Origin of the sequence: Mesorhizobium sp. M0166 (assembly GCF_040322255.1) — a bacterium.
In the GTDB taxonomy this organism is placed as follows: Bacteria; Pseudomonadota; Alphaproteobacteria; order Rhizobiales; family Rhizobiaceae; genus Mesorhizobium.
Genome location: NZ_JAMYTD010000063.1, coordinates 1 through 23,008 on the forward strand (window position 1 = coordinate 1; position 23,008 = coordinate 23,008).

General features: G+C 59.6%; 20 protein-coding genes, 1 tRNA gene and 4 pseudogenes. 19 read left to right on the forward strand and 6 right to left on the reverse strand.

Features of this window, described 5'->3' with window-relative positions; translation table 11 throughout:
* The 3 genes and pseudogenes from NKJ46_RS32730 to NKJ46_RS34920 all read left to right on the forward strand — a co-directional run.
* Positions 1 to 532 (forward strand): cation:dicarboxylate symporter family transporter (locus NKJ46_RS32730; RefSeq protein WP_352671255.1); only part of this gene is annotated, 532 nt, incomplete at its 5' end.
* 302 nt (positions 533 to 834) lie between these two features.
* The gene (locus tag NKJ46_RS32735; RefSeq protein WP_352466665.1) at positions 835 to 1,866 is read left to right on the forward strand and encodes a LacI family DNA-binding transcriptional regulator; all 1,032 of its coding nucleotides are present in this window, start codon (positions 835 to 837) and stop codon (positions 1,864 to 1,866) included.
* A gap of 445 nt (positions 1,867 to 2,311) precedes the next feature.
* Positions 2,312 to 2,549, forward strand: a pseudogene (locus NKJ46_RS34920) (IS1634 family transposase); the annotation flags it as partial.
* Positions 2,550 to 2,666: 117 nt separating this feature from the next.
* Here the strand turns inward: NKJ46_RS34920 and NKJ46_RS32740 are convergent.
* Entirely contained in the window at positions 2,667 to 3,596 is a 930-nt protein-coding gene (locus NKJ46_RS32740) for a LysR family transcriptional regulator (RefSeq protein ID WP_352457033.1), read from the reverse strand.
* Between the two features lie 268 nt (positions 3,597 to 3,864).
* Here NKJ46_RS32740 and NKJ46_RS32745 point away from each other — a divergent pair, with 268 nt between their 5' ends.
* The 9 genes and pseudogenes from NKJ46_RS32745 to NKJ46_RS32785 form a co-directional block, all read left to right on the forward strand.
* On the forward strand, positions 3,865 to 4,458 hold the full coding sequence (locus NKJ46_RS32745) for a NodA family N-acyltransferase (protein ID WP_352457034.1): 594 nt from the start codon (positions 3,865 to 3,867) through the stop codon (positions 4,456 to 4,458).
* Positions 4,455 to 5,114 (forward strand): chitooligosaccharide deacetylase NodB, encoded by a 660-nt coding sequence (gene nodB / locus NKJ46_RS32750; protein WP_352466666.1) that lies wholly within the window; start codon positions 4,455 to 4,457, stop codon positions 5,112 to 5,114. Before NKJ46_RS32745 ends, nodB begins: the two co-directional genes overlap by 4 nt.
* A 14-nt stretch (positions 5,115 to 5,128) precedes the next feature.
* The gene (nodC, locus tag NKJ46_RS32755) at positions 5,129 to 6,454 is read left to right on the forward strand and encodes a chitooligosaccharide synthase NodC (RefSeq protein WP_352591347.1); all 1,326 of its coding nucleotides are present in this window, start codon (positions 5,129 to 5,131) and stop codon (positions 6,452 to 6,454) included.
* An 80-nt stretch (positions 6,455 to 6,534) separates the two neighbouring features.
* Positions 6,535 to 7,131, forward strand: a complete 597-nt coding sequence (gene nodS, locus NKJ46_RS32760) for a nodulation methyltransferase NodS (RefSeq protein ID WP_352450799.1) — start codon at positions 6,535 to 6,537, stop codon at positions 7,129 to 7,131.
* A 35-nt stretch (positions 7,132 to 7,166) separates the two neighbouring features.
* Positions 7,167 to 7,400: pseudogene (locus NKJ46_RS32765) on the forward strand (carbamoyltransferase N-terminal domain-containing protein); the annotation flags it as partial.
* A 55-nt stretch (positions 7,401 to 7,455) separates the two neighbouring features.
* The gene (nodI, locus tag NKJ46_RS32770; protein WP_352457037.1) at positions 7,456 to 8,367 is read left to right on the forward strand and encodes a nodulation factor ABC transporter ATP-binding protein NodI; all 912 of its coding nucleotides are present in this window, start codon (positions 7,456 to 7,458) and stop codon (positions 8,365 to 8,367) included.
* Positions 8,368 to 8,370: 3 nt separating this feature from the next.
* Positions 8,371 to 9,159: an ABC transporter permease gene (locus NKJ46_RS32775; RefSeq protein ID WP_352450738.1), complete on the forward strand. Its 789-nt coding sequence runs from the start codon at positions 8,371 to 8,373 to the stop codon at positions 9,157 to 9,159.
* 67 nt (positions 9,160 to 9,226) lie between these two features.
* Positions 9,227 to 10,177: a LysR family transcriptional regulator gene (locus NKJ46_RS32780; protein ID WP_352671260.1), complete on the forward strand. Its 951-nt coding sequence runs from the start codon at positions 9,227 to 9,229 to the stop codon at positions 10,175 to 10,177.
* Positions 10,178 to 10,208: 31 nt separating this feature from the next.
* Positions 10,209 to 10,475, forward strand: a pseudogene (locus tag NKJ46_RS32785) (hypothetical protein); the annotation flags it as partial.
* Positions 10,476 to 10,552: 77 nt separating this feature from the next.
* Here the strand turns inward: NKJ46_RS32785 and NKJ46_RS32790 are convergent.
* Positions 10,553 to 10,933, reverse strand: a pseudogene (locus NKJ46_RS32790) (transposase domain-containing protein); the annotation flags it as partial.
* A gap of 436 nt (positions 10,934 to 11,369) precedes the next feature.
* Between NKJ46_RS32790 and NKJ46_RS32795 the strand changes: the two are divergent.
* The 4 genes from NKJ46_RS32795 to NKJ46_RS32810 all read left to right on the forward strand — a co-directional run bounded on the left by NKJ46_RS32795 (position 11,370) and on the right by NKJ46_RS32810 (position 17,509).
* Complete coding sequence (locus NKJ46_RS32795) at positions 11,370 to 12,161, forward strand: calcium-binding protein (protein ID WP_352450736.1); 792 nt, start codon at positions 11,370 to 11,372, stop codon at positions 12,159 to 12,161.
* A 396-nt stretch (positions 12,162 to 12,557) separates the two neighbouring features.
* The gene (locus tag NKJ46_RS32800) at positions 12,558 to 14,330 is read left to right on the forward strand and encodes a type I secretion system permease/ATPase (RefSeq protein ID WP_352671274.1); all 1,773 of its coding nucleotides are present in this window, start codon (positions 12,558 to 12,560) and stop codon (positions 14,328 to 14,330) included.
* On the forward strand, positions 14,308 to 15,621 hold the full coding sequence (locus tag NKJ46_RS32805; RefSeq protein ID WP_352566043.1) for an HlyD family type I secretion periplasmic adaptor subunit: 1,314 nt from the start codon (positions 14,308 to 14,310) through the stop codon (positions 15,619 to 15,621). Before NKJ46_RS32800 ends, NKJ46_RS32805 begins: the two co-directional genes overlap by 23 nt.
* Positions 15,622 to 16,291: 670 nt before the next feature.
* Entirely contained in the window at positions 16,292 to 17,509 is a 1,218-nt protein-coding gene (locus tag NKJ46_RS32810; RefSeq protein WP_352566044.1) for a tyrosine-type recombinase/integrase, read from the forward strand.
* Between the two features lie 21 nt (positions 17,510 to 17,530).
* Here NKJ46_RS32810 and NKJ46_RS32815 read toward each other — a convergent pair.
* Positions 17,531 to 17,606: transfer RNA gene (locus NKJ46_RS32815), tRNA-Ile, on the reverse strand.
* Between the two features lie 178 nt (positions 17,607 to 17,784).
* Here NKJ46_RS32815 and NKJ46_RS32820 point away from each other — a divergent pair.
* Complete coding sequence (locus NKJ46_RS32820) at positions 17,785 to 18,495, forward strand: SIMPL domain-containing protein (RefSeq protein ID WP_352671264.1); 711 nt, start codon at positions 17,785 to 17,787, stop codon at positions 18,493 to 18,495.
* Positions 18,496 to 18,626: 131 nt separating this feature from the next.
* On the opposite strand, the gene NKJ46_RS32825 is transcribed toward NKJ46_RS32820, so the two are convergent.
* The 3 genes from NKJ46_RS32825 to NKJ46_RS32835 all read right to left on the reverse strand — a co-directional run bounded on the left by NKJ46_RS32825 (position 18,627) and on the right by NKJ46_RS32835 (position 20,672).
* A complete protein-coding gene (locus tag NKJ46_RS32825; RefSeq protein ID WP_023678277.1) occupies positions 18,627 to 18,986 on the reverse strand; it encodes a hypothetical protein in 360 nt (119 codons plus the stop codon).
* Positions 18,987 to 19,210: 224 nt separating this feature from the next.
* The gene (locus tag NKJ46_RS32830) at positions 19,211 to 19,657 is read right to left on the reverse strand and encodes a YcgN family cysteine cluster protein (RefSeq protein WP_023678278.1); all 447 of its coding nucleotides are present in this window, start codon (positions 19,655 to 19,657) and stop codon (positions 19,211 to 19,213) included.
* Positions 19,658 to 19,949: 292 nt separating this feature from the next.
* Positions 19,950 to 20,672 (reverse strand): hypothetical protein, encoded by a 723-nt coding sequence (locus NKJ46_RS32835; protein ID WP_352671266.1) that lies wholly within the window; start codon positions 20,670 to 20,672, stop codon positions 19,950 to 19,952.
* A gap of 30 nt (positions 20,673 to 20,702) precedes the next feature.
* On the opposite strand from NKJ46_RS32835, the gene NKJ46_RS32840 reads away from it, so the two are divergent.
* The gene (locus NKJ46_RS32840) at positions 20,703 to 22,130 is read left to right on the forward strand and encodes an OmpA family protein (protein WP_352671268.1); all 1,428 of its coding nucleotides are present in this window, start codon (positions 20,703 to 20,705) and stop codon (positions 22,128 to 22,130) included.
* A 240-nt stretch (positions 22,131 to 22,370) separates the two neighbouring features.
* Positions 22,371 to 22,886, forward strand: a complete 516-nt coding sequence (locus tag NKJ46_RS32845; RefSeq protein ID WP_352671271.1) for a TIGR00645 family protein — start codon at positions 22,371 to 22,373, stop codon at positions 22,884 to 22,886.
* Positions 22,887 to 23,008: the final 122 nt, after the last annotated feature.

Consider the following 23,008-nt stretch of genomic DNA (forward strand, 5'->3'; position numbering starts at 1 on the left):
CTACATCAAGGAAGAGCTGCTGCTTGTCCTCGCAACGTCCTCCTCGGAGGCCGCGCTCCCCTCGCTCATGCAGAAGATGGAGAAGGCGGGCGCCAGGCGTTCGGTTGTGGGTCTCGTCATCCCGGCCGGATATTCGTTCAATCTGGACGGCACGAATATCTACATGACCCTGGCGGCCCTCTTCATCGCGCAGGCGACGAACACCGATCTGTCAATCGGCGATCAGGTGCTGCTGCTGCTCGTTGCGATGCTTTCCTCCAAGGGCGCTGCAGGTGTGACAGGTGCGGGCTTCATCACCCTGGCTGCTACGCTCGCCGTAGTTCCGAGTGTTCCCGTTGCTGGGATGGCCCTGATACTCGGCATCGACCGCTTCATGTCCGAATGCCGGGCGTTGACGAATTGCGTTGGTAACGCAGTGGCATCCCTCGTCGTCGCCCGCTGGGAAGGAGAATTGGACCAAGCGCAGATGAAAGCCGCCTTCTGCGGTCATCAGCTTGCCGAGGCATCAAACCGGCTATCCTCCGCCGAGTAAGGGCGACGCACCGCGACCGGTTTCGCCAAGCTGGTCACATGACCTGAACGATCGACTCGCAGGCTCTAAACGGCGCCTCACGGACCATGTATCAGAAGCGCTAAATGTGTGAGTGCAAATCATCGCCGCCCTAAGCGAATGAACCTTCCGTTATACCCGGCCGGTCTACGTCTGGAGTAGTCCAATACGCTGTCGATCATTCAGTATGCGGGCGTCTTCACTTTGCCCACCCGAAAGCATTGTCGAATCGCGCTAGGTGACAGAGAGCCAGCCTGCGTCAAAAACCAATCAGAATAGGACCCATGACCAAGCGCCCCACAATTACCGATCTCGCCCGCGAAGCCCGAGTCAGCGTAGCAACGGTCGATCGGGTTCTGAACGCCCGCCATCCGGTGCGCGAGGAGACCGCGCGGCGGGTCCACGACGCCGCCCACGCGATCGGCTATCATGCTGCCGGGCTCATCAAGCAGCGCTTGCGGCGAGACCTACCGTGCTACCGTCTGGGCTTCATCTTGAGAAAACCGGCCCAGCATTTCTACCAAGACTTTGCGCGCGAGGTCGAAGCGTCGGTCAATTTGGCCCAGTCCTTCCACGGCATTCCGCTCATCCAATTCGCCCCGTCACATATGCCGAGCGACCTAATCGCACCGCTCAAGGATTTGGGCGCACGCTGCCATGCGATCGCGATGGTGGCACCGGACCACCCAAAAATTACAGCAGCGGTTGAGGACCTCAAGGCCAAAGGCATTCCGGTTTTCTCGCTGCTTTCCGACTTCGCCGCCGGCGTGCGACAGGGCTATATCGGCCTCAACAACCGCAAGGTGGGGCGCACGGCCGCTTGGATGGTGTCCAAGGTCGCAAAACGGCCCGGCAAGGTGGCGGTGTTTGTCGGTAGCCATCGTTTCCAGGGGCACGAGCTCCGTGACGTCGGCTTTCGCTCCTATTGCCGTGAGAACGCGCCGACGTTCGAGGTGCTCGATCCGCTTGTGAACCTGGAGAAACGGCAGGTCACCTACGAGGCAACGCTTGATCTCATGCAGCGGGAACCCGAGCTCGTCGGCTTCTATGTCGCCGGGGGCGGCATGGAGGGCGCCATCTCCGCGGTCCGGGAAGAGGGTAAAAGTCGCGATCTCGTCGCGATCGTGAATGAAATCACGCCGGAATCTCGGGCGGCACTCGCTGATAACATCATCACGATGGCGGTCGCCACGCCAATGCGCCGGCTTTCCCAGGAGCTGATAACGCTGATGACGCGGGCTATCGAGACCGGCACTGCTGAAACACCAGGACAGACATTTCTGCCGTTCGACATCCATCTGCCGGAAAATATATGAAACTGATGGCTTCTATCGTAAGCGGGGAGTTTCCTTTCATGAATGAGAGAAAGTTGATTGATTATCCCATCCACGCGGGGTAGCCGCACCCCACAGGCCTCAGCCGCGGCCCAGGATGAAGCGCCGATTGGGTGAACGGATCGGCCGCGCGTTCAGCCCGAAGCGCGAGGTAAATTGCCTACATCCGCAGCGTCGACCTCGACCGGCTTCATTGCCAACATCTCAACGTTGTCGGTGCAGGGCGGTGTCGTCAAGGATGCCTCACGCCAGTAGCCGAGCGAGGCCGGCACAGTCCATTGGTATCGACCTCGTCGACCGCCATCTCCTCGCCTGGCCGCGTGAAAAGCCGCGGCATGGCCGGCAAAGTTGGCATTTGAGTGGGGCTAAACACCTTCTGGGACTTCGCACGCGAAATCGGAGGCGGCAGTCAATTCAGTACCAACCCGGACATGTGTTCTGCTCGTTCCTGGCCCTCGTACTCAGCAAGGAACTGCGCCGCTCTGCCGGGCCAAAGGCCTGACGCCCGAATGGCAACCGTTCCTACGCGATCGCGACCGCCTCCAGGAAGCCACCATCGAAAAGGATGCTCGCGTCGTCACCACCACGTCACGGCCAAAGTGGGCAACGTTTTGAAGGCAGCTGGCATCGCTCTGCCACACAACCTCGACGAACAACTCGCCTGAGCTCACCCCCAAAACGTAGTGGTAACACGCGCCGGAGCGCGCCTAACATGCTGATTAATGACATATTCTTGCGGGCGGTGTTTAAACTGCAAGGTCGGATGGTCGTGCCCGAGACGCTCAATAGCTTTCAAGCAAAGGCGCCAGGCGAGATGCCTCCTGCAACATCATTTCCCGCATCCACAGGCTTGCCGGATCAGTGTTGTGAAGCGCAGGCCATTGGACGGCCTCCGTGAATGCGGGATGAGGAAGTGGCGGCGGAAGTCCGACAATCCGCAGGGGTGTTGTTTTTGCGAAATGCTGCGCCAGCCGTAAGGGCATGGTCCCGATGCGGTTGGTGCCTGATAGGACCGGCGCGATCAGGCTAAAGCCCTGTACGACGACCTCGATACGTCTCTCGAACCCGTGCTCGAGCAAATACCATTCCTCCATGGTGGGCTGCCGGGTGTGCCTGAATTTGAGCACGACATGCCCCATCGACAAGTATCGCTCGAATGTAAGTGGCTCTGACAGCTGCTTGTTCGTGCCGCAGCCTACGCATACGAGCATATCTTCGAACAGGGCTGCGCGAGGATGTTTCGACATGAACACTTCCGGCATAATCAGAAAATCAACGTCGCCGCGCCGGAGAAGCTCCTCGGGGTCGTCGCAAATAGGCAGACATTCGAAGCGGACGGCGGGAGCTTCCCGCGCAGTACGCTCTACGATCCTCTTAAAAAGCACGAGCGTGAGGTAATCGGAAAGCATGATTCGGAAGAGACGATCCGATTGGGCTGGGTTAAAGGCGTCGGAGGAAATAATCGATAGCTGGATGTGCAGCAATGCGTCCCGGACTGCTGGGGCAAGCCCCTCCGCGCGCGGTGTCAAAATGAGCTCGCGGCCGTTCATCGTAAATAGCTCATTGCTGAAGTAGGCGCGTAACCGAGCGACGGCGGCGCTCATGGCCGGCTGGCTCAGATTAATACTGTTGGCCGCGGCAGTGACTTTACGCTCCCTGATCAGAGCGTCCAGCACAACGAGCAGATTCAGATCCAGCCCCTTAAACCGCATATCCTGATCTATCCAGCGTGTGGATGGGCATCATCTAAACAATCAATTTTACGAATTTACGAACCATGCATTAGAGGAACGTAAATGACCGACGTCAAGCTCAAATCGACGGCGCCGCCACACGGGCGGGAACATCGAGAGAGCTCATTGGCGAGCCCCACCGGCTGGCTCACCGTCGCTAACGACAACGGTTGAGTGCAGCCAACAACGCCGCCGCTTTGGCCGGGTAATGCGGCCCGCAAGAAACCATTTTGAAGAGAGGTCCTGAATGCGCCCTCAGGTGCAGTGGAAATTGTGCTGGGAAAACGAGTTGCAGCTCTCGGACCACGTCGAGCTCGCCCAGTTCTTTCGTAATACCTACGGGCCGACTGGGGCGTCCAACGCAGAACCGTTCGAAGGTAGTCGAAGCTGGGCCGGAGCCAGGCCTGAACTCCGCGCAATCGCCTATGATTCGAGCGGTGTAGCGGCTCACATGGGCATACTGCGCCGTTTCATCAAGGTTGACGCGGTCGATCTGTTGGTGGCTGAGCTGGGCCTGTACGGGGTACGTCCGGATCTTGAGGGTCTCGGAATCGCCCATTCAATCCATGTCATGCTTCCAATACTGCAGGAGCTTGGCGTTCCATTCGCTTTCGGAACCGTCCGGGACGCGCTGCGGAATCATGTTGAGAGGTTCGCGCGGCGATACAGCCCTTTGGCCGTTTTGTCGGGAATTCGCGTGCGCTCCACCCGACCAGAGGCGCGCCTCGACCTGCCGCCCACACGCATCGATGACGCACTCACCATTGTTCTGCCAGTTGGACGGCCGATCAGCGAATGGCCCACGGGCACGATGATCGATCGGAACGGACCAGAGCTATGAGCCGTCCCGATTGCTTGTACGAAGTGCGCCGTGAGTGCTCTGACGGCACCGGCCGTCGCAGCGTTTATCTGACGTTTGACGACGGTCCCAATCCACTTTTCACACCGGAGATTCTCGATGTGTTGGCAGAGCAGCGGGTGCCGGCGACTTTCTTCGTCATCGGCGCCTACGCCTTAGAGCACCCGGATCTAATCCAACGAATGTTTGCAGAAGGGCACGAGCTAGGCAACCACACGATGACTCATCCGGATCTGTACAAATGCGGCTTCGGCGAAGTGCAACGTGAGATTTTTGAAGCGAACGGCGCCATCATGAGGGCGTGCCCTCAGGCCTCGGTGCGCTATATTCGCGCGCCCTACGGCGCCTGGAGCGAAGAAATCTTCACAGCGTCACAGATCGCCGGGCTGACGGCCCTCCATTGGTCCGTCGACCCTCGAGATTGGTCTCGCCCTGGGGTCGACGCGATTATCGATACCGTGCTCGCCTCTGTCCGGCCGGGCGCAATCGTACTCTTGCACGACGGATGCCCTCCCGGCGAGTTGAGCCAGGGCGCTCACGCCGGTCTGCGCGACCAGACGGTCACGGCGCTGTCCCGTCTGATTCCAGCACTTCATGAGCGCGGATTTGTAATCCGCTCACTTCCTCAACATCACTGAACAAACGAGATCCCATGACTCTTCTTGGTACAACCAGCACTGTGGCCATTTCGCTTTATGCACTGCTCTCGACTGCTTATAAGAGCATGCAGGGGATTTATGCTCTGCCGACAAACGACTCATCGGCGTTGGAGGATCTCGTCGGCTCCGATCAACTGCCCAGCGTGGATGTCATCGTCCCCTGCTTCAACGAGGATCCGCGCACGCTTTCAGAGTGCCTGGCTTCCATTGCAGACCAAGAATACGCCGGAAGACTTCGGGTCTATGTGGTTGATGACGGTTCTGGAAATCGCGAAGCCGTAGGAACTGTCCACGAAACCTACGCGCGCGACCCTAGGTTCGACATCATTTTGCTTCCCGAGAATGTTGGAAAGCGCAAGGCGCAGATCGCCGCGATACGCCGCTCATCCGGGGATTTGGTGCTTAACGTTGATTCAGACACGATACTCGCGTCCGACGTCATCACCAAGCTTGTACCGAAGATGCGAGATCCAGCGGTCGGCGCAGTCATGGGTCAGTTGATTGCCAGTAACCGGAGCGAGAGCTGGCTGACAAGGCTGATAGACATGGAGTACTGGCTGGCTTGCAACGAGGAGCGCGCGGCACAGGCTCGCTTCGGTGCCGTTATGTGCTGTTGCGGCCCATGTGCCATGTACCGCCGGTCTGCGCTCCTTTTGTTACTGGACCAGTACGAGTCGCAATTTTTTCGGGGCAAGCCAAGCGACTTCGGGGAGGATCGCCATCTCACTATCCTCATGCTGAAAGCAGGCTTTCGAACCGAGTACGTTCCGGGCGCCATCGCGGCCACAGTCGTTCCGAACAGACTCGGACCGTATCTGCGCCAACAACTCCGTTGGGCACGAAGCACATTCCGGGACACGCTGCTTGGGCTGCGCTTGCTGCCCGGCCTCAATAGCTATCTCACGTTGGACGTGGTCGGACAGAATCTCGGGCCGCTACTCCTCGCCCTATCGGTACTAACGGGCCTCGCACATTTCGCACTGACAGGCACTGTGCCTTGGTGGACAGGACTGATGATTGTGTCCATGACCATGGTCCGATGCAGCGTGGTAGCAGTTCGTGCTCGACAGTTTCGATTTCTCGGCTTTTCCCTGCACACGTTCATCAACATCTTTCTCTTACTTCCCTTGAAGGCCTACGCGCTGTGTACATTGAGCAATAGCGATTGGCTGTCGCGAAGCTCTGCTGTCGCTACATCGAACACTGGGGGAAAACAGGCCCCCACCCAAACTCCGATCACTGGATCAAGCAGGGCAGAATTCTCACCGCATGCGGCTCCGCTTCGCAGGCTCAATCTTGCGCGGATTCTTCGGGATTAGCGCTGTCGAGCAACATCTGCGGCGACGAGTGATCGCTAATTACCTAGGTGGACGAGAGGTGGACGAGTTTGACCCAGAACATGAATCATCAGTTGCTCGATCGGGAATTGGCCGCAGACGATCCGTGGCGCCTCGACGGCAATCCGTTCGAGCGGGAGCGCCACACGCAAATGCTCCAGCTGGCGCTTGCCCAAGGCTCCATTACAAATGCCCTCGAAGTCGGGTGCGCTGCCGGCGCATTCACGGAAAAGCTAGCTCCCTACTGCCAAGGGCTCACCGTCATCGATGTCGTGGCGCAAGCGATTGCTCGAGCACGTCAACGGATAAAGGAGCCGTCGCGCATCAACTGGATAGTCTCCGATGTTCAACAGTTTTCGACCGACGAGTTGTTTGACCTGATCGTTGTGGCGGAGGTCCTATACTACCTCGAAGACATAGCCGAGATGCGCGCGGCCGTCAAAAACCTGGTGCGGGTGCTTGCGCCAGGCGGGCATCTGATCTTCGGATCGGCAAGGGATGCTAATTGCCGTCGCTGGGGTCACGCCGCTGGTGCTGAGCCGGTCATCGCCATGCTGAACGAAACGTTGATCGAGGTAGAGCGTCTTGAGTGTCGGGGCGAGTCGGTCAACGAAGACTGCTTGCTCGTCCGTTTCCGGAACCCGCTTTCCGCTTCCTGATGAATCGAATCTATCGCCGTTAACGTGGAGACACTATGCGCATCTGTGGTACCAAGCTGACCCATGATGGGGCGATCGCCCTTGTCGAGGATGGACGGCTCGTCTTCTGCGTTGAGCAGGAAAAGCGGCACAACAATCCGCGTTACCAAACCATCGATAATCTCGACGCAATTGTCGCCGCTTTGGCGGAACAGGGGCTAAATCCTTGTGATGTCGATCAGTTCTTTATCGACGGCTGGGATGGCGAAGACGAGTCACAGTTTCAGGTCCGGCAGGCAACCGAGCAACCGCCGGTCGAGGCGACCCTCTAGGTAAAATGAACCCATGTCCACGGTAGCGATCGATCTTACTGAGGTAAGCAAAACTTATGACAAGCTTGTTGTCGACAGACTGTCGTTCCGCGTTGCGGCGGGGGAATGCTTCGGGCTCTTGGGACCGAACGGTGCGGGCAAAAGCACGATTGCGCGTATGGTCCTCGGCATGACATCGCCTGATGCGGGGAAGATTACTGTGCTCGGCGCTCCAGTGCCGGCGCGCGCCCGTTTGGCACGTATGCGCATCGGCGTGGTCCCGCAGTTCGACAATCTTGATACCGCGTTCACTGTGCGCGAGAACCTGTTGGTGTTCGGGCGCTACTTCCGGATGAGCAGACGCCAGATCGAAGCGGTCATACCATCGCTGCTTGAGTTCGCCCGCCTCGAGAACAAAGCGGATGCGCGCGTCGCCGAACTGTCCGGCGGCATGAAGCGGCGCCTGACGCTCGCGCGTGCGCTGATCAATGACCCGCACTTGCTGGTGATGGACGAGCCGACCACCGGCCTCGATCCGCAGGCCCGCCACCTGATCTGGGAACGGCTGCGATCGCTGCTGGCGCGGGGCAAGACTATTCTTTTGACTACCCATTTCATGGAAGAGGCCGAGCGGCTGTGCGATCGGCTGTGCGTTATGGAGGAGGGGCGCAAGATCGCCGAAGGCCGCCCGTCCGCACTCATTGACGAGCAGATCGGCTGTGACGTGGTCGAGGTCTACGGCGGCAATCCGCATGAACTGGGTGCGCTGATCCGGCCGTACGCACAGCGCATCGAGGTGAGCGGTGAGACGCTTTTTTGCTATGCACCCGATCCGGAGCAGGTGCTGGTGCAGCTACGCGGGCGCGCGGGTCTGCGCCTTCTGCAGCGTCCCCCCAATCTCGAGGATGTGTTCTTGCGGCTAACCGGGCGCGAGATGGAGGACTGAACAATGGGCGAACGTTATGCGGCGGCCATGCCCGCCAATGCGTGGAATTGGGTCGCGGTTTGGCGCCGCAACTATCTTGGATGGAAGAAAATCGGGCTTGCATCGGTTCTCGGCAACCTCGCCGATCCGATGATCTATCTGTTCGGTCTCGGCTTTGGCATCGGAACAATGATAGGTCCTGTTGAGGGCACTTCGTACATTGCGTTTCTCGCGGCTGGCATGGTTGCCACAAGCGCGATGGCATCGGCGACCGCTGAAACGGTTTACGGGAGTTTTGGCCGCATGGACAACCAGCGCACCTGGGAAGGAATGCTATGCACTCAGCTGACGCTCGGCGATATCTTACTCGGCGAATTGGCGTGGGCAGCCACCAAGGCCCTGATGGCGGGCACAGCAATCACTATTGTTGCCACCACGCTCGGCTACACATCGTGGCCATCCATCCTCTGCTTGCTGCCAGTCATCGCTCTTAGTGGCCTCGCCTTCGCGAGTCTAGCGATGGTCGTCACGGCGCTTGCGCCCAGTTATGAATATTTCATATTTTATAATACGCTTGTTATAACACCCATGCTGTTCCTTTGCGGCGCGATGTTTCCGGTCAACCAATTGCCCGGCGCTTTTCAGGACGTCGCCTCCTTGTTGCCGCTCGCACATGCAATTGACCTCATTCGTCCGGCGATGCTTGGCCGTCCGGCCGGCAGCATGGGCCTGCATATCGGCGCGCTTTGCATATACACGGTTTTGCCGTTCTTCCTATCGGTTGCTCTATTTCGTCGTCGGCTGATGCGTTGACGCTACTCACCATTCGTAAAATTGATCGTTTTGGCGATACCCATCCACGCGTCGGATAGGTCAATACATGCGTTTTAAGGGACTCGATCTAAATCTCCTCGTTGTGCTGGACGCTTTGATCAGGGAGCGTAAAGTCACCGCCGCGGCCCGCAGTATTAACCTGAGTCAGCCGGCCATGAGCGCCGCCGTCGGTCGGTTACGCGCCTATTTCAGCGATGAGCTATTTACGATGAACGGCCGCGAACTCATTTTGACACCGCGCGCGGAGGGGCTCGCCACAGCAGTCCGGGAGGCATTGCTGCACATCCAGCTATCGATTATTTCCTGGGACGCCTTTAACCCGGCCCGATCGGATCGTCGCTTCCGCATCATCCTTTCCGATTACCTCACACTCGTATTTTTTAAGAAGATCGTAAAGCGTGCTGCGCGGGAAGCTCCCGCCGTCCGCTTCGAATGTCTGCCTATTTCCGACGACCCCGAGGAGCTTCTCCGGCGCGGCGACGTTGATTTTCTGATTATGCCGGAAGTGTTCATGTCGAAACATCCTCGCGCAGCCCTGTTCGAAGATATGCTCGTATGCGTAGGCTGCGGCACGAACAAGCAGCTGTCAGAGCCACTTACATTCGACCGATACTTGTCGATGGGGCAGGTTGTGCTTAAATTCGGGGACACCCGGCAGCCCTCCATCGAGGAATGGTATTTGCTCGAGAACGGTTTCGAGAGACGTATCGAGGTCGTCGTACGGGGCTTTAGCATGATCCCGCCCCTTCTATCAGGCACCAACCGCATCGGGACAATGCCCTTACGGCTGGCGCAGCATTTCGCAAAATTAACACCCCTGCGGATTGTCGAACTTCCGCCGCCACTTCCTGCCGCATTCACGGAGGCCGTCCAATGGCCTGCGCTTCACAATAATGATCCGGCAAGCCTATGGATGCGGGAAATGATGTTGCAGGAGGCATCTCGTATGATTACCCCGCCTAAGAGCACCGGACGTCTCAGTTGTCGGCCGAATTGAGAAACTGACTCCCTCGGTTATGAGAGGAGGCATGGATGGCGATTGGGATTGGGCGATTCCTGCATTGTCGAGAACGATGCAGGGAGAGCAGATCCTGCAGCATGAACAGGTGGCAGCGATGCTGCGGCTGCATGAGCTTGGCTGGGGAATGAACCGACGGGCGAAAGAATTCGGGTGCGCGCGCAACACGGTGCCTCGGTATCTAAGCGAGGGCGGGACTGTTCCGTTTCGCAAGCCTGTGCGGCCGACCGCGTTTGACGGACTGGACGATTGGCTGCGGGAGCGCTTCTTCCCCCATGGCTCGGGCTGGATGACGATCTCGACCCGCTCCAGATGCGCCGGGAACGCCTTGCGCGGTCGCGCAGCACGTCGCGGCTCGCCTGTCGGTCTTGCGGCCTCGAGCTCGGACTCAATCGCGCCGAGCCCGGTCTGGATTTCGTCGAAGGCGAAGGCCTGCTGGTCACGTTCGAGCTTCTCGGAGCTGCGACCGAAGCGGCGCGCTCCAGCTGCTTGACGATCCCATGAAGGTCGGCGATCCGCTCCTGGGCAGGCTCGTTGAGTGTCGCCATCCGGACGATCTCGGCCTTGAGTGTTTCGCTCCGGAGTTGTTGCAGTTCGGCCTTCTCCGCCGCCATGGCGACGAACATCGCCTTGAGCGTATCGATTTCGTGGGGACGGGCCGAAGCGCTTCTCGTCATGACGCCGACAGAAGCTTATTGTGCACGGCCTGAAGCCCGCCTTTTGCGCCTGAGTCACTTCGCCACCGCCTTCCGGCCGGACGCCGTCGCCGTTCGGCTCGAACGCGTGTCCAGTCCATGCCTTCGACGAGCGCCATCAGTTTCGGCGCGGCAAGCCGATCACGCCGTTCTCCGCCAGCGGAACTTGTCCTCGTCCAGCGCTCACGGTGCGGGTATGCCGGCGTCGAGCAAACAGAGAGAAGTTTGGGGCCCAACCAGGACGGCCCCGTTACGAAGTTCGTCCTGGTCCCGGTTTGAGTGTCGAATCTTCATCGATTGCTTGGGCGACCAGCGTCCCCGCCGCCAGCGAGCCCGCAACTGCTCAGCAGAAGGGCGAAGTGAACGTGAATGCATCCATTTCGTAAATGTGTGTCTATCCAAGCAATCGATTTCTCTAATTATCCGATGAGCAATATGAACGCGTCAGGCAGGGTGCATCATTAGGAGTATTTTCGATGGCAAAGATTATCGAGGGTGGCCCGGGTGCCGAAACACTCATCGGCACCGAGCTTGACGATTGGATGGAGGGTTTCCAGGGCGGTGACTGGATTGACGGTCGTGGCGGCAACGACGAGATCTCGGGTGGCCCGGACAGTGACCGACTCATCGGCGGCAAGGGTAACGACCGCATCTTCGGCGGAGATGGCTGGGACGATCTCTCCGGCGACAACGGCCGCTTCAACCCGCGCGTCTCCGGTGAGGACAATGACAGGCTCAGCGGCGGTCCCGGCCAGGATGTCCTCTACGTGGGTGACGGCCAGGACACGTTGACCGGGGGCACCGACAGTGACACGTTCGTGTTCCAGTTCCACAATCCGGTGCCTGGGGTTGTCGGGTCGAAGTCGGACATTACCACTATCACCGATTTCAACCCGGCGGAGGACAAGTTCGCCTTCGATGCGGTGGGCCTCTACAATGACGGTTTTGGCGCGAACTTCGTCAACAACGCCAGCATACAGTCCGGCTACCCGGTGAGCAGCTTCTACAGTGGTGCGGCCTCGGGTGCGAACGGCGAACACGTCGTGGTAATCACTGGCGAATCTTTCAACTCTGCTTCTGAAGCCGCGAGTGCGATCTCCGGCGAGCACGCCGGCGACATCATTGTCTACCAAAGCAGCTACACCGACAGAGTCGCAACTCTGGCCTATGTCACCGCCGACAACAGCGCGCATGAGTTCGTCCACCTGGGCGGTGTGGTCACCGTGGCCGACCTAGGCCTGACCGCGTCGGACTTCACCTTCGTTTGATCCAGAAAACCCATACGGAACAGCGCCCCGCCCCCCGGGGGCGGGCGCTTTCCGTTTCCGCTACGTGCGATGGGCCGGGGCGCCCGGGAGCAGTCGCAGCGTGTACAGCTTGACGAAGCCCTGCACGTCGCGCTGGTCGTACACCGAAATCTCCCTGAAGGCGTGGAGGCGGAAGCCTGTTCGGGCCCTTGCGGCCGGCCACGATGACGTTGCCCTTCCAAACCTTCAGCCGGACGGTGTTGTTGTTGACCCGCTCCATTAGATGCCAAACCAAACATATTCGGCGGGAGCACTGATCCTGAAGCAGCGAGCGGATGCAGTCGGTCGCCGCTCGGGGAGCAATATGGGGAGCTGGGTCGCCAGATCCTCACGGAGACCTACGTGAGTAACCATTCCTTGAAGGATTCAGCTTTGAGACCTTTCCCTCTGAGTTCCGCTATTTGGGGAATTCTGTTGATCAGCGGCGTGGTGAACGTGCTTGCGCTGATCTCGCCGCTGTTCATGCTTCAGGTCTACGACCGCGTTCTGGCAAGTGGCAGCGTATCGACGCTAGTGGGGCTCGTCGTGCTTGCTACAGGGCTTTATGCGTTCCAGTGCCTGCTCGACATTTTGCGCGCGCGCGTGCTGCTGCGGATTGGCGAGCGTTTCGATGAACAGTTTTCCGGACGCGTTCACGATGCGATCGTTCGCCTTCCGCTTTCAACGCGCATGCCGGGCGACGGCTTGCAGCCGCTACGCGATCTCGACAATGTTCGCGGATTCTTAGGTGGAAACGGCCCGACAGCGTTCTTCGATCTGCCATGGATGCTGCTTTATCTTGGCATTTGCTTCCTCTTTCATTTCTGGATCGGCATGACGGCACTTGTCGGGGCGATCGGTCTCACATCTCTGACACTTCTTGCCAACACTCTCTCGCAACGACCGATACGCGATACCATTGCCCACAACATGGCACGCAATGGTCTACTGCAAGCAGCGCGTTGCAATGCCGAGGTCGTGCAAGCTCTCGGTCTCGGAAAGCGGATCGCTGCCCGATGGCACAAGGCCAATGCCAAGTATCTGGCCGCCAGCCGGAAAGCCGGGGACGTGGCAGGTGGGCTGGGTGCCATTTCAAAGTCGCTGCGCGTGCTGCTGCAATCGGCCATTCTTGCCGTCGGCGCGTACCTTGTGATCAGGCAGGAGGCTACGGCCGGGGTCATGATTGCCAGTTCGATCATGATGGGGCGTGCGCTGGCTCCGGTCGATCTGGCCATTTCAAGCTGGAAACCCTTCCTCATGGCGCGCGAGGGTTGGGCGCGGCTGGAGGACCTCCTGGGAAAGGTTCCTGAAACCGCTCCTGTTATGCCAATGCCTGCACCTGAACGCGAACTCCGCCTCGAAGGCGTGACAATCGTTCCGCCCGGCGAAAGGAAGCCGACCGTGACCGGCCTTGCGTTTGCCGTTCAGGCGGGAAGCGCACTCGGGATCATCGGTGCATCGGGTTCGGGCAAGTCGACACTCTCGCGCGCCATCGTCGGCGCATGGACGCCGGTCGCCGGAAAGGTTCGCATCGACAGCGCAAGCCTCGATCAATGGGACCGGGAAGCGCTAGGCCGTCATATCGGCTATCTGCCGCAAGGTGTTGAACTGTTCGACGGCACCATTGCCGAAAACATCGCTCGTTTTGAAGATAATCCTGACCCTGAGGCTATTGTCACCGCGGCGAAAGCAGCGGGCACGCACGAACTGATCCTCCGATTTGAGCACGGCTACGAAACTCCGATTGGTGAGGCCGGATCGGCACTTTCCGCCGGGCAGCGCCAGCGTATCGGTCTTGCCCGTGCTCTTTATCGAGACCCTTTCCTTGTTGTGCTGGATGAACCCAATGCCAATCTCGATGCGGAAGGCGAGGCTGCGGTCGTCAAGGCGATCGCCTCCGTGCGCGGGCGCAAGGGCATTGCGGTTGTCGTCGCCCATCGGCCGAGCGCCATCCGCGCCGTGGATTTTGTGTTGGTCATGGAAGGTGGACGGCAGCGAGCATTCGGTGCGCGTGATGAAGCGCTTTCCAAAGTCTTGAAGAGGGCAGCGATGGCACCAGGCGCTGGCGTCAACGCCATCGAGTCTACACAGGATAACGTGGGAGAGCGCGCTGACATGGAGGATCCCGGTGGCCGGCATTCATCAGAATAATGACGTTTCCAGCTCCATTCGCCGGCACCTGGTGGCGGGCCTTCTGGCGAGCGTGATCTTTGTTGGAGGAGCCGGAGCCTGGGCGGCCTTCACGAATCTCTCCGGTGCGGTTGTCGCGTCCGGACACTTTGTCGTCGATTCCTATGTGAAGAAGGTGCAGCACCCGACCGGCGGGGTGGTGGGAGAAATCCTGGTGAGCGAAGGTGATAAAGTAAAAGCCGGCGACATCCTCATGCGGCTCGACGCCACCCAGACGCGCGCCACTCTCGCTGTAGTCACCAAGCGGCTCGATGAGCTGGCCGCCAACCTGGCACGACTCGAAGCTGAGCGTGACGATCTGGCGGAGATCGCCTTCCCGGACTGGCTGCTCGCCCGCAGAGATGTTCCGGACGTAGCTTCGGCAGTACATGGCGAGACGCGGCTGTTCGAATTCCGCAGACAATCCCGCGACGGAAGGCAGGCGCAGCTAGCGGAACGCATCACTCAATATGAGCACGAGATCGAGGGGCTCAAGGCGCAGGAAATCGCTTCTGAGAAAAGCACCGAGATTCTCCAAAAGGAAATTGCTGCCCTGAGTGGGCTGCGCGACCAAGGCATTGTCTCGGACCAACGCTTGAACAGCCTGAAGACGCAGGTTGCCACTTTCGGCGGCGAACGCGGTGAGAAGATTGCACATCAGGCACAGACGGCAGCCCGCATAGCCGAAACGCGCCTCCAGATCCTGCAGATCGATCCGGATTTCAAGACGGAAGTCGGCCAGGAGCTCAGAGAGGTTCAGGCGCAGGTTGGGGAGTATGTTGAGCGCAAGGTGGCGGCTGAACAGGAACTGCGACGGATCGATATTGTCGCGCCGCAGTCAGGCGCCATTCAACAACTCGCAGTTCATACGGTCGGAGGAGTGATCACGCCCGCCGATCCGATTATGCTAATCGTGCCGGAAGGCGACGATCTTGCGCTTGAAGCACGAATCACCCCGAAGGACATCGACCAAATCCAGCTTGGTCACAAGGCCGTGCTGCGCATGTCAGCCTTCAATCTGAGGACCACGCCGGTATTGAACGGATATGTCAGCCGGATCGCAGCCGATCTGGCGACGGACGAAAAAAACGGAGTTTCGTATTACCTGGTGCGTCTGTCGGTTCCGCATGCGGAACTGACGAAGCTCAAGGACCTGACGCTCGTGCCCGGCATGCCGGCCGAAGCGATGATCCAGACGGGCGAGCGTACGGCGCTTTCTTATTTTGTGAAGCCGCTGTCGGACCAAATCAGTCGCGCATTCCATGAGGAATGAAAGTAATCCACAGAAATATTTTGTTTGTATTCTTGTTGGTTGTTACGCATGCATGAGAGTCATAACCGTCTGAAAACACAGCCATGCTTTCCTCAGTTGGATTCCGCCTCTGACTCAGATTCGTGGTTCCGCGGTCATTTTGCCCTTCCAAGTCGCCGACCATTCAGTTCTTGGCCTCGAGCGCATTAAGATACCCATCATCGTACACAAAGGCTGGAAAAGAGTCCGGTGTCTTGAGCGATCCTAGGTCTGGAGACCTAGGGTGAGCCTGCAAGCACAGGGCTAGGACATGATTGAGCGTCTGCAATATTCGGACAGGTACATAGGAAGACAGGCAGGCGTCAAAAACGCGCTTTCAACGCGCTAAACCGATGCTACGCACCCCGAGCGTCTTGCCGCCCTCGCTCCCGCCGGTAGGAATCAATCGCGAGCAGGCTGCGACGTTCATCGGCGTAAGCTCAACGACCTTTGATGAAATGGTCCAGGACGGCCGGATGCCGCAGCCACGAATGCCGAGCAAGGGGCGCATTGTTTGGGACGTCGAGGAACTTGTATTGGCCTTTCGAAAGCTCCCTCACCGCCAAATCGGAGGAGCACCAAAGCTTGACGAAGATTCGCCGCCACTAGACAATCCTTGGGATCGAAAACCACGAACATGACGGATGAGCCCGTGAAAATCGATCTTAAGGGCGTAGTGAAGGACACTGATCGCCACGGCAATGATCGGTACTATTTTCGCGCACCGGGTCGGAAGAAGGTCCGGCTCCGTGAACCGACCGGCAGCGACGAGTTCCTCGAGGAACTGCGCTGCGCACGCGCCGAGGTCTCTTATGTTCGGCCCGGCACTCTTCCCGAGATTTGCCGGCGCCTCCCCAAGCCTTCCGAGCCAGCGAAGAAAGGCACGTTACTGTGGCTTTGCCAGGAGTATTACCGTCGGGGCGGCACGGAAATCACCCAAGACACTATGGCGCGCCGACGAGCAATTCTGGAGCGCGTATGCGAATTACCTCATCCCCTCGAAGGTGACCCGGATCCTCAGTATCCCACCAAGGGATCTCTGCCATTCGCCGGTATGAAACGGTCTCATGTTAAGGAGATCAGGGACACCAGGCTCGACGCCCTGGGCGCGGCAAACAATATCGTAAAAGCCATCAGCGCGATGTTTGAGTGGGCAAAGGACACAGAGATTCCGGGCGTCGACTCCAATCCCGCCCGCGGCATCAGACGGCTAAAGAGCGGCGACGGCTGGCACCCATGGGACGTGTCGGAGATCGTTCAATATGAGAAGCGGCATCCGCTGGGTACCGCAGCCAGACGTGCGCTCTCGATCTTCATGTTTACTGGCCTGCGGTTGTCCGACGTCGCGATCTTCGGTCGACAGCACATCACGCTCGTCTACAACGAGGAGACCGAGCAGTGGGAGAAGTGGATCAGAATTAAGCCTGGGAAGACCAGTCGTAACAAGGATGCGGTGTTGGTGGAGCTCCCGCTTCTGCCCGAACTAGAGGCGGAACTTGAGCACACGCCCTCCGACCAGATGACCTTCCTGGTCAATGAGTATGGTCGCCCGTTCTCGGAGAACGGTCTGGGCAACAAGATGCGCCAGTGGTGTGATCAAGCTGAGCTGCCGCACTGCAGTGCTCATGGAATTCGGAAGGCCGGCGCGACGATCGCCGCTGAGAACGGCGCGACGCACGAGCAGCTGAAGGCGATATATGGGTGGACTACGTACCAGCAGCCCGACCACTACATCAAGAAAGCGCGTCGCCGGAAGGTAGCGAGAGCGGCGAAATACCTGCTGGTTATCGATCGAAAAGAGAACAAAATTGTCCCACTTTCTGAGGGGGTTGAAAGAGGTGGGACAAAAATGGCCAAAAAATCCAATTAAATCAACGGCCACAAAAGCCAATGGTGGGCCCGGAGGGACTCGAACCCCCAACCAAGCGGTTATGAGCCGCCGGCTCTAACCATTGAGCTACAGGCCCCACGGCGCTGGATTAGTGTTTTTCCCTGAACCGCACAAGGCTTTCCCTGGGGCTTTCCGAGCAGACGTTCCAGGGGCTGGCAGAGATCGCCCAAATCAGCCCATATTGATAACCTATTGCACGTCGCCCACCGGACGCCCCACTCGGCTGTCTTGGGATCGCAGATCGAGGAGATTTCATGACCAGACGTATTTTGCCCCTGGCGATTGCCGCCGCAATCGCATTTCCAGCGATCGCGGCCGGCGCCGATTCGCCACCGCCACCGCGTATCGTCGTCACCGGTGAAGGCGAGGCGGCGATAGCACCCGATCTGGCTCTGCTGACGCTCAGCGTCATGCGCGAAGCCAAAACGGCACGTGCGGCGCTCGATGCCAATAACGACGCCATGGCCGCGGTGATCGCTGCGATGAAATCGTCCGGCATCAAGGAGCGCGACCTGCAGACCGCGGGCCTCCAGATCAACCCGCGGTATAACTACACCAACAAGCCCGACGGCAGCCAGGAGGCCGAGCTTGTCGCCTATCAGGTGACCAACACGCTGTCGGTGCGCATCCGCGACATCGACAAGACCGGCGACATTCTCGACAAGGCGGTGTCGCTCGGCGTCAACCAGGGCGGCGGCATTTCCTTCTCCAACGACGATCCGGTGGCAGCCGTCACCGAGGCCCGCAAGAAGGCCGTCGCCAATGCGATGGCCAAGGCCAAGACGCTGGCCGAAGCGGCGGGCGTCGGCATCGGCCGGGTCCTGGAAATCACCGACCAGAATTTCGCACCGCCACCGATGCCGATCAACGCCAAGGCATTCGATGCCGCTGGCGCGTCGGTCCCGGTGCAAGCCGGCGAAAATTCCTACACCGCGCAGGTGACGGTGACTTTCGAACTGAAGTAGTCGTCGATCGCATGAAAAACCCCGGAGGATCGATCCTCCGGGGTTTTCGAGCCGCGCCCTTCCGTTCTGGCGGAAAGGGACTCCGCTACTCTACCGGCTGAAAGATCGCCGGCCGCAAAGCTCCGACGGGCTTAGCGATAGATGATCGGACAGCCGCGCTCGTTGGCGAATACGATCACGACGCGATCGCCATACTGGCGGCCGGCAACCTTGACCGTGCGGCGGTTGATGTCGATGATGCGGGCGCGGTGCAGGCCCATGCGTTCGGCCTTGTCGATGGCACGCTCCGGCGAACAGGACCGGCGCCAGCCGCCATGACGGCGGTGTTCGCGATAGTAACCATCATCCTCGTCGCCGGTATAGACGCCGACGCGCGGATCCTGGTTGTTGCCGAAGCCGAGATAGATGCTGTCAGCATGAGCGGGGATGGCAGCAAGCGTGCCAAGGCCGACAAGAGCCGAAAGAGCCGCAGTCTTGATGGTGTTGAACATTGTCTTCTCTCCTTGTTGAGGGTTTCCACCCGTTTTCGTCGAACCGATGGGAGGAGAATGCACCTGCCTGTCTGAATTTTTTGCGAACCGGCTATTCATCCCCCGTTCATGCGGCAAGAATTGGCCAGCCGTTTAGTCTCTGCGTTTCTGGAACCGTTCTATGCAGGGCAAATGGGGAACGTACCGTTTGCCATGGTCCCCGGTCTTCGTTACCGGAGGAAATCCTAAGGCTCGTCCGCGAGCATATGGTCGAAATAGTCGTCCGGCTCGGCAAGGTCGGTCTCGCTGGCGCTGACCCGGCCGCGCATCGAGATGCCGGCCTCGTGCACGGTCTCGTCGCTTCCCGACACCAGCCTGTGCCACCAATAGAGATCGCGACCCTCGGCAACCAGCCGGTAAGCGCAGGTCTTGGGCAGCCAGCTGATGGTGCGCACATTCTGCGGCGTCAGCCCGACGCAATCCGGAACACGCGCCAGCCGGTTGGCATAGTCGGAGCAGCGGCAGCTTCCAGCGTCGAACAGCCGGCAGCCGACGCTGGTCCAATATATCTCTCCGGTGTCCTCGTCTTCGAGTTTGGACAGGCAGCATTTGCCGCAGCCGTCGCAGAGTGATTCCCACTCGGCCGGGGTCATCGCCTCGAGCGTCTTGGTTTTCCAGAACGGCTTTTCCATCGTCGGCATGTGGCCCTCGGACGCTTCAAGGTCAAGCACTGTAACCGTGCACCCTGGTCCGAACGATACGCCGGGACCATACGCCGGAATATATGCCAGGACCATACGAATGACATGAAGTCGCCTTCAAAACGCCGGTCAATCGCCCTGTGCCACAGCTAGAACCTACAAACAGGAACCAAACATGGTTGCTGAAAGTTTGGGCAGGGATGGGACGCCACAAGGAGTGTTTATGATGAAACCACGGATTCTGGCAGGCACTGCGCTTGGCCTGTTGATGGCATCCGCGCCGTTAGGCGCGTTCCCGCTGCAAGGCAATGCCGCATTCAGCCCCGTGCAACGCACCGCAGCGCCGCTCATCCCAGTGCAATCGAATTGCGCCGAGGGCGAGTCGGCGGAGGCCTGCGCGCAAAGCCAGCAGGCAGAGCAGCCCAAAAAGAAGAAGCGCGACCAGCAGCAGCAAACGGAATCCGCTCCGGCCGAGCAGGCGGCTCCAGCCGAGTCCGAGCAGCCCCGCAAGAAGCGGCGCAATCAGCAGCAGCAAACAGAATCCGCTCCCACCGAGCAGATCGCTCCGGCCGAGACCGAGCAACCCCGCAAGAAGCGGCGCAATCAGCAGCAGCAAACAGAATCCGCTCCGGCCGAGCAGATCGCTCCGGCCGAGACCGAGCAGCCCCGCAAGAAGCGGCGCAACCAACAGCAGCAAACGGAATCTGCTCCCACCGAGCAGATCGCTCCGGCCGAGACCGAGCAACCCCGCAAGAAGCGGCGCAATCAGCAGCAGCAAACGGAATCTCCCACCGAGCAGATCGCTCCGGCCGAGACCGAACAGCCCCGCAAGAAGCGGCGCAATCAGCAGCAGATCGAAGCAGCCCCATCGGAACAACCGGCCGAGCAGGCAGCGCCGGCAAACGACAACCAGCCCAACGTCAATCCGCGCAAGAAGAAGCAAAGACAGAACCAGCAGATCGAGGCCGCCCCGGCAGAACAGGCTCCGACTGTCGAGCCGGGACAAAAGCCGGGCAAGCGCAAGAAGCCTGCTGAATTGACCGGACCCGCCACGGAGCCGGAAGGCCAGCCGGCGCCGACCAATAAGGAAGCGACCCCACAGGCCCAACCGGCTCCGACCGAGCAGCAGGCCGCTCCCGTCCAGGGCGAACAGCCCCAGGACAAGATCAAGAAACGTGGCAAGAGGCCTGTCGGCGAACAGCCGGTGACAGGAGAGCAACAGCCCTCAACCGGCGAACAGCCTTCGACTGGCCAGGCGGCGCCGGTCCAGGGTGAAAATCCGGTCCAGGGTGAAGCCCAGGCCAATCCGAACGAGGCACCTGTTCTGGACAGCCAGAAGGATGTCTTGCGCAAGCGCAAGGGTGGCAAAGAGCGCGGCCAAAATGCCGGTAAGCAGCAGGGCAACCAGCCCGCCCAGCAGGGCGAGAACCAGGTGGAAGCCCCGAAGCCGGCTCCGGTCGAGGAGGGACCGCCACCTACCGACGACAAGGCGGCCCAGCAGGCGATCAAGCCTGAAAAGATCGTTCCGGTGACGGAGGAAAAGGGCAAGCGTGTCGAGCGTGCGCCCGACATCGAGGATGTTCGCCGCCGTCCGCGTCCCCAGGGTGCCAACGTCGTCAGGGAATTCGGCGACCGCGTCATCCTCCAGTTCAACAACCAGACGTTCGTCGAAAGCAGCGATGCCCCGCGCATGCATCGTGGCGCCAGGAATGTCTATTATGAGGACCTGTCGGGCGATCGCACCCGGGAAATCGTCGAGCGTGACAATGGTGTCCGGATCGTCACTATCCGCAACCGCTACGGCGACGTCATCCAGCGTTCACGCATCGCGCCCGACGGCCGCGAATATGTGCTGAGCTATGTTGACGAGCGGAACTATGACTATGATGCAGACTGGCGCGACCCGGGCGACGACCTGCTGCCGATGCGCCTTACCATCCCGCAGGAGGAATACATTCTGGATTCCGAGGAGGTCGAGGATCCGGACGACTACTACACCTTCCTCGAACGTCCGCCGGTCGAGAGGGTCCAGCGCCTCTATTCGATCGACGAGGTCAAACGCTCGGCCCGCGTGCGCGACATCGCCCGCCGCATCGACCTCGACACGCTCAACTTCGAATTCGGTTCGGCCTCGATTTCCGACACCGAAGTCCAGAAGCTGGAGGGTGTTGCCAACGCCATGGACAAGCTGCTGAAGAAAAACCCGGCCGAGAGCTTCCTGATCGAGGGCCATACCGACGCTGTCGGCACACCGGAAGCGAACCTTGCTCTGTCCGACCGCCGCGCCGAGGCGGTCGCCGAAGCCTTGACCAACGCGTTTGGCATCCCGCCGGAGAACCTGACGACGCAGGGCTATGGCGAGGAGTATCTCAAGGTCAACACGTCGGGACCCAACCGCGAGAACCGCCGCGTCGCCATCCGCCGGATTACCCCGCTGGTGGCGCCGGTGGCCAGCGCCCAATAAACCGGAATGTGAAACCGCGCGATTTGATCAACTATTGAATCGCGCGGTCATCAATCTTGAAACGCGCGGTTACCCATCCCAGATTCTGGCAAGGGCGTTCCCTGCCCTGTCCCGACTCCCGCGGGACACACGAGCCCCGCCGGTTCCCCTCCCCGGCGGGGTTTCGTTTTTTTGCAACCTTGCAAACCGCCGCAGCCTGCCCGAAATACGGCACTCCGACAACGGAGCCCGAACCGCCGCATGAAGCGCCTCGAACTCGCCATCGAATCGATCATTCTCGCCTCGCGCTGGCTGCTGGTCGCCTTCTATCTCGGACTGGGCGCGGCGCTTGCCATCTATGCCGTGTCCTTCGGCAAGAAGCTGTTCGAGTTCGTTCCCGTGGCCTTCACGCTCGATGACACCGACATCATCCTGAAAATGCTCGGCCTCATCGATGCCGCGCTGGTCGCCTCACTGGTGGTGATGGTGATCATCTCGGGTTACGAAAACTTCGTCAGCCGCTTCGATGAAAATGACGGCAAGGTGCATTGGCTGGGCACGATCGATGTCGGCTCGCTGAAGGTCAAGGTCGCCTCGACAATCGTAGCGATCTCCTCGATCCACCTCTTGCAGGTGTTCCTGAACTCGGTCTCCTACACGACCGACCAGCTGATGTGGCTGACCGTCATTCATCTGGCCTTCGTTCTCTCGGCACTGATGCTTGCCTATATCGACCGGCTGATGGGTCTTGGCAAAGCCAAGAAAGCCGAGGAATAAGCACGCGTCTGTGCCGGTCTTTTTGAGAGATACTTCTGTAGCTAGTTTCCGTCCACAAACGCCCATTTTGGTGAGCGTTTACAGAGGTTTGCCGCAGGAAGAAACGTCGTTTGCGGTACCGG

Bases quoted from the DNA above. Each gene is read 5' to 3' on its own strand.
- NKJ46_RS32735 (WP_352466665.1), top strand. From the start codon at position 835: ATGACCAAGCGCCCCACAATTACCGATCTCGCCCGCGAAGCCCGAGTC.
- NKJ46_RS32740 (WP_352457033.1), bottom strand. From the start codon at position 3,596: ATGCGGTTTAAGGGGCTGGATCTGAATCTGCTCGTTGTGCTGGACGCT.
- NKJ46_RS32745 (WP_352457034.1), top strand. From the start codon at position 3,865: ATGCGCCCTCAGGTGCAGTGGAAATTGTGCTGGGAAAACGAGTTGCAG.
- nodB (WP_352466666.1), top strand. From the start codon at position 4,455: ATGAGCCGTCCCGATTGCTTGTACGAAGTGCGCCGTGAGTGCTCTGAC.
- nodC (WP_352591347.1), top strand. From the start codon at position 5,129: ATGACTCTTCTTGGTACAACCAGCACTGTGGCCATTTCGCTTTATGCA.
- nodS (WP_352450799.1), top strand. From the start codon at position 6,535: ATGAATCATCAGTTGCTCGATCGGGAATTGGCCGCAGACGATCCGTGG.
- nodI (WP_352457037.1), top strand. From the start codon at position 7,456: ATGTCCACGGTAGCGATCGATCTTACTGAGGTAAGCAAAACTTATGAC.
- NKJ46_RS32775 (WP_352450738.1), top strand. From the start codon at position 8,371: ATGGGCGAACGTTATGCGGCGGCCATGCCCGCCAATGCGTGGAATTGG.
- NKJ46_RS32780 (WP_352671260.1), top strand. From the start codon at position 9,227: ATGCGTTTTAAGGGACTCGATCTAAATCTCCTCGTTGTGCTGGACGCT.
- NKJ46_RS32795 (WP_352450736.1), top strand. From the start codon at position 11,370: ATGGCAAAGATTATCGAGGGTGGCCCGGGTGCCGAAACACTCATCGGC.
- NKJ46_RS32820 (WP_352671264.1), top strand. From the start codon at position 17,785: ATGACCAGACGTATTTTGCCCCTGGCGATTGCCGCCGCAATCGCATTT.
- NKJ46_RS32825 (WP_023678277.1), bottom strand. From the start codon at position 18,986: ATGTTCAACACCATCAAGACTGCGGCTCTTTCGGCTCTTGTCGGCCTT.
- NKJ46_RS32830 (WP_023678278.1), bottom strand. From the start codon at position 19,657: ATGGAAAAGCCGTTCTGGAAAACCAAGACGCTCGAGGCGATGACCCCG.
- NKJ46_RS32845 (WP_352671271.1), top strand. From the start codon at position 22,371: ATGAAGCGCCTCGAACTCGCCATCGAATCGATCATTCTCGCCTCGCGC.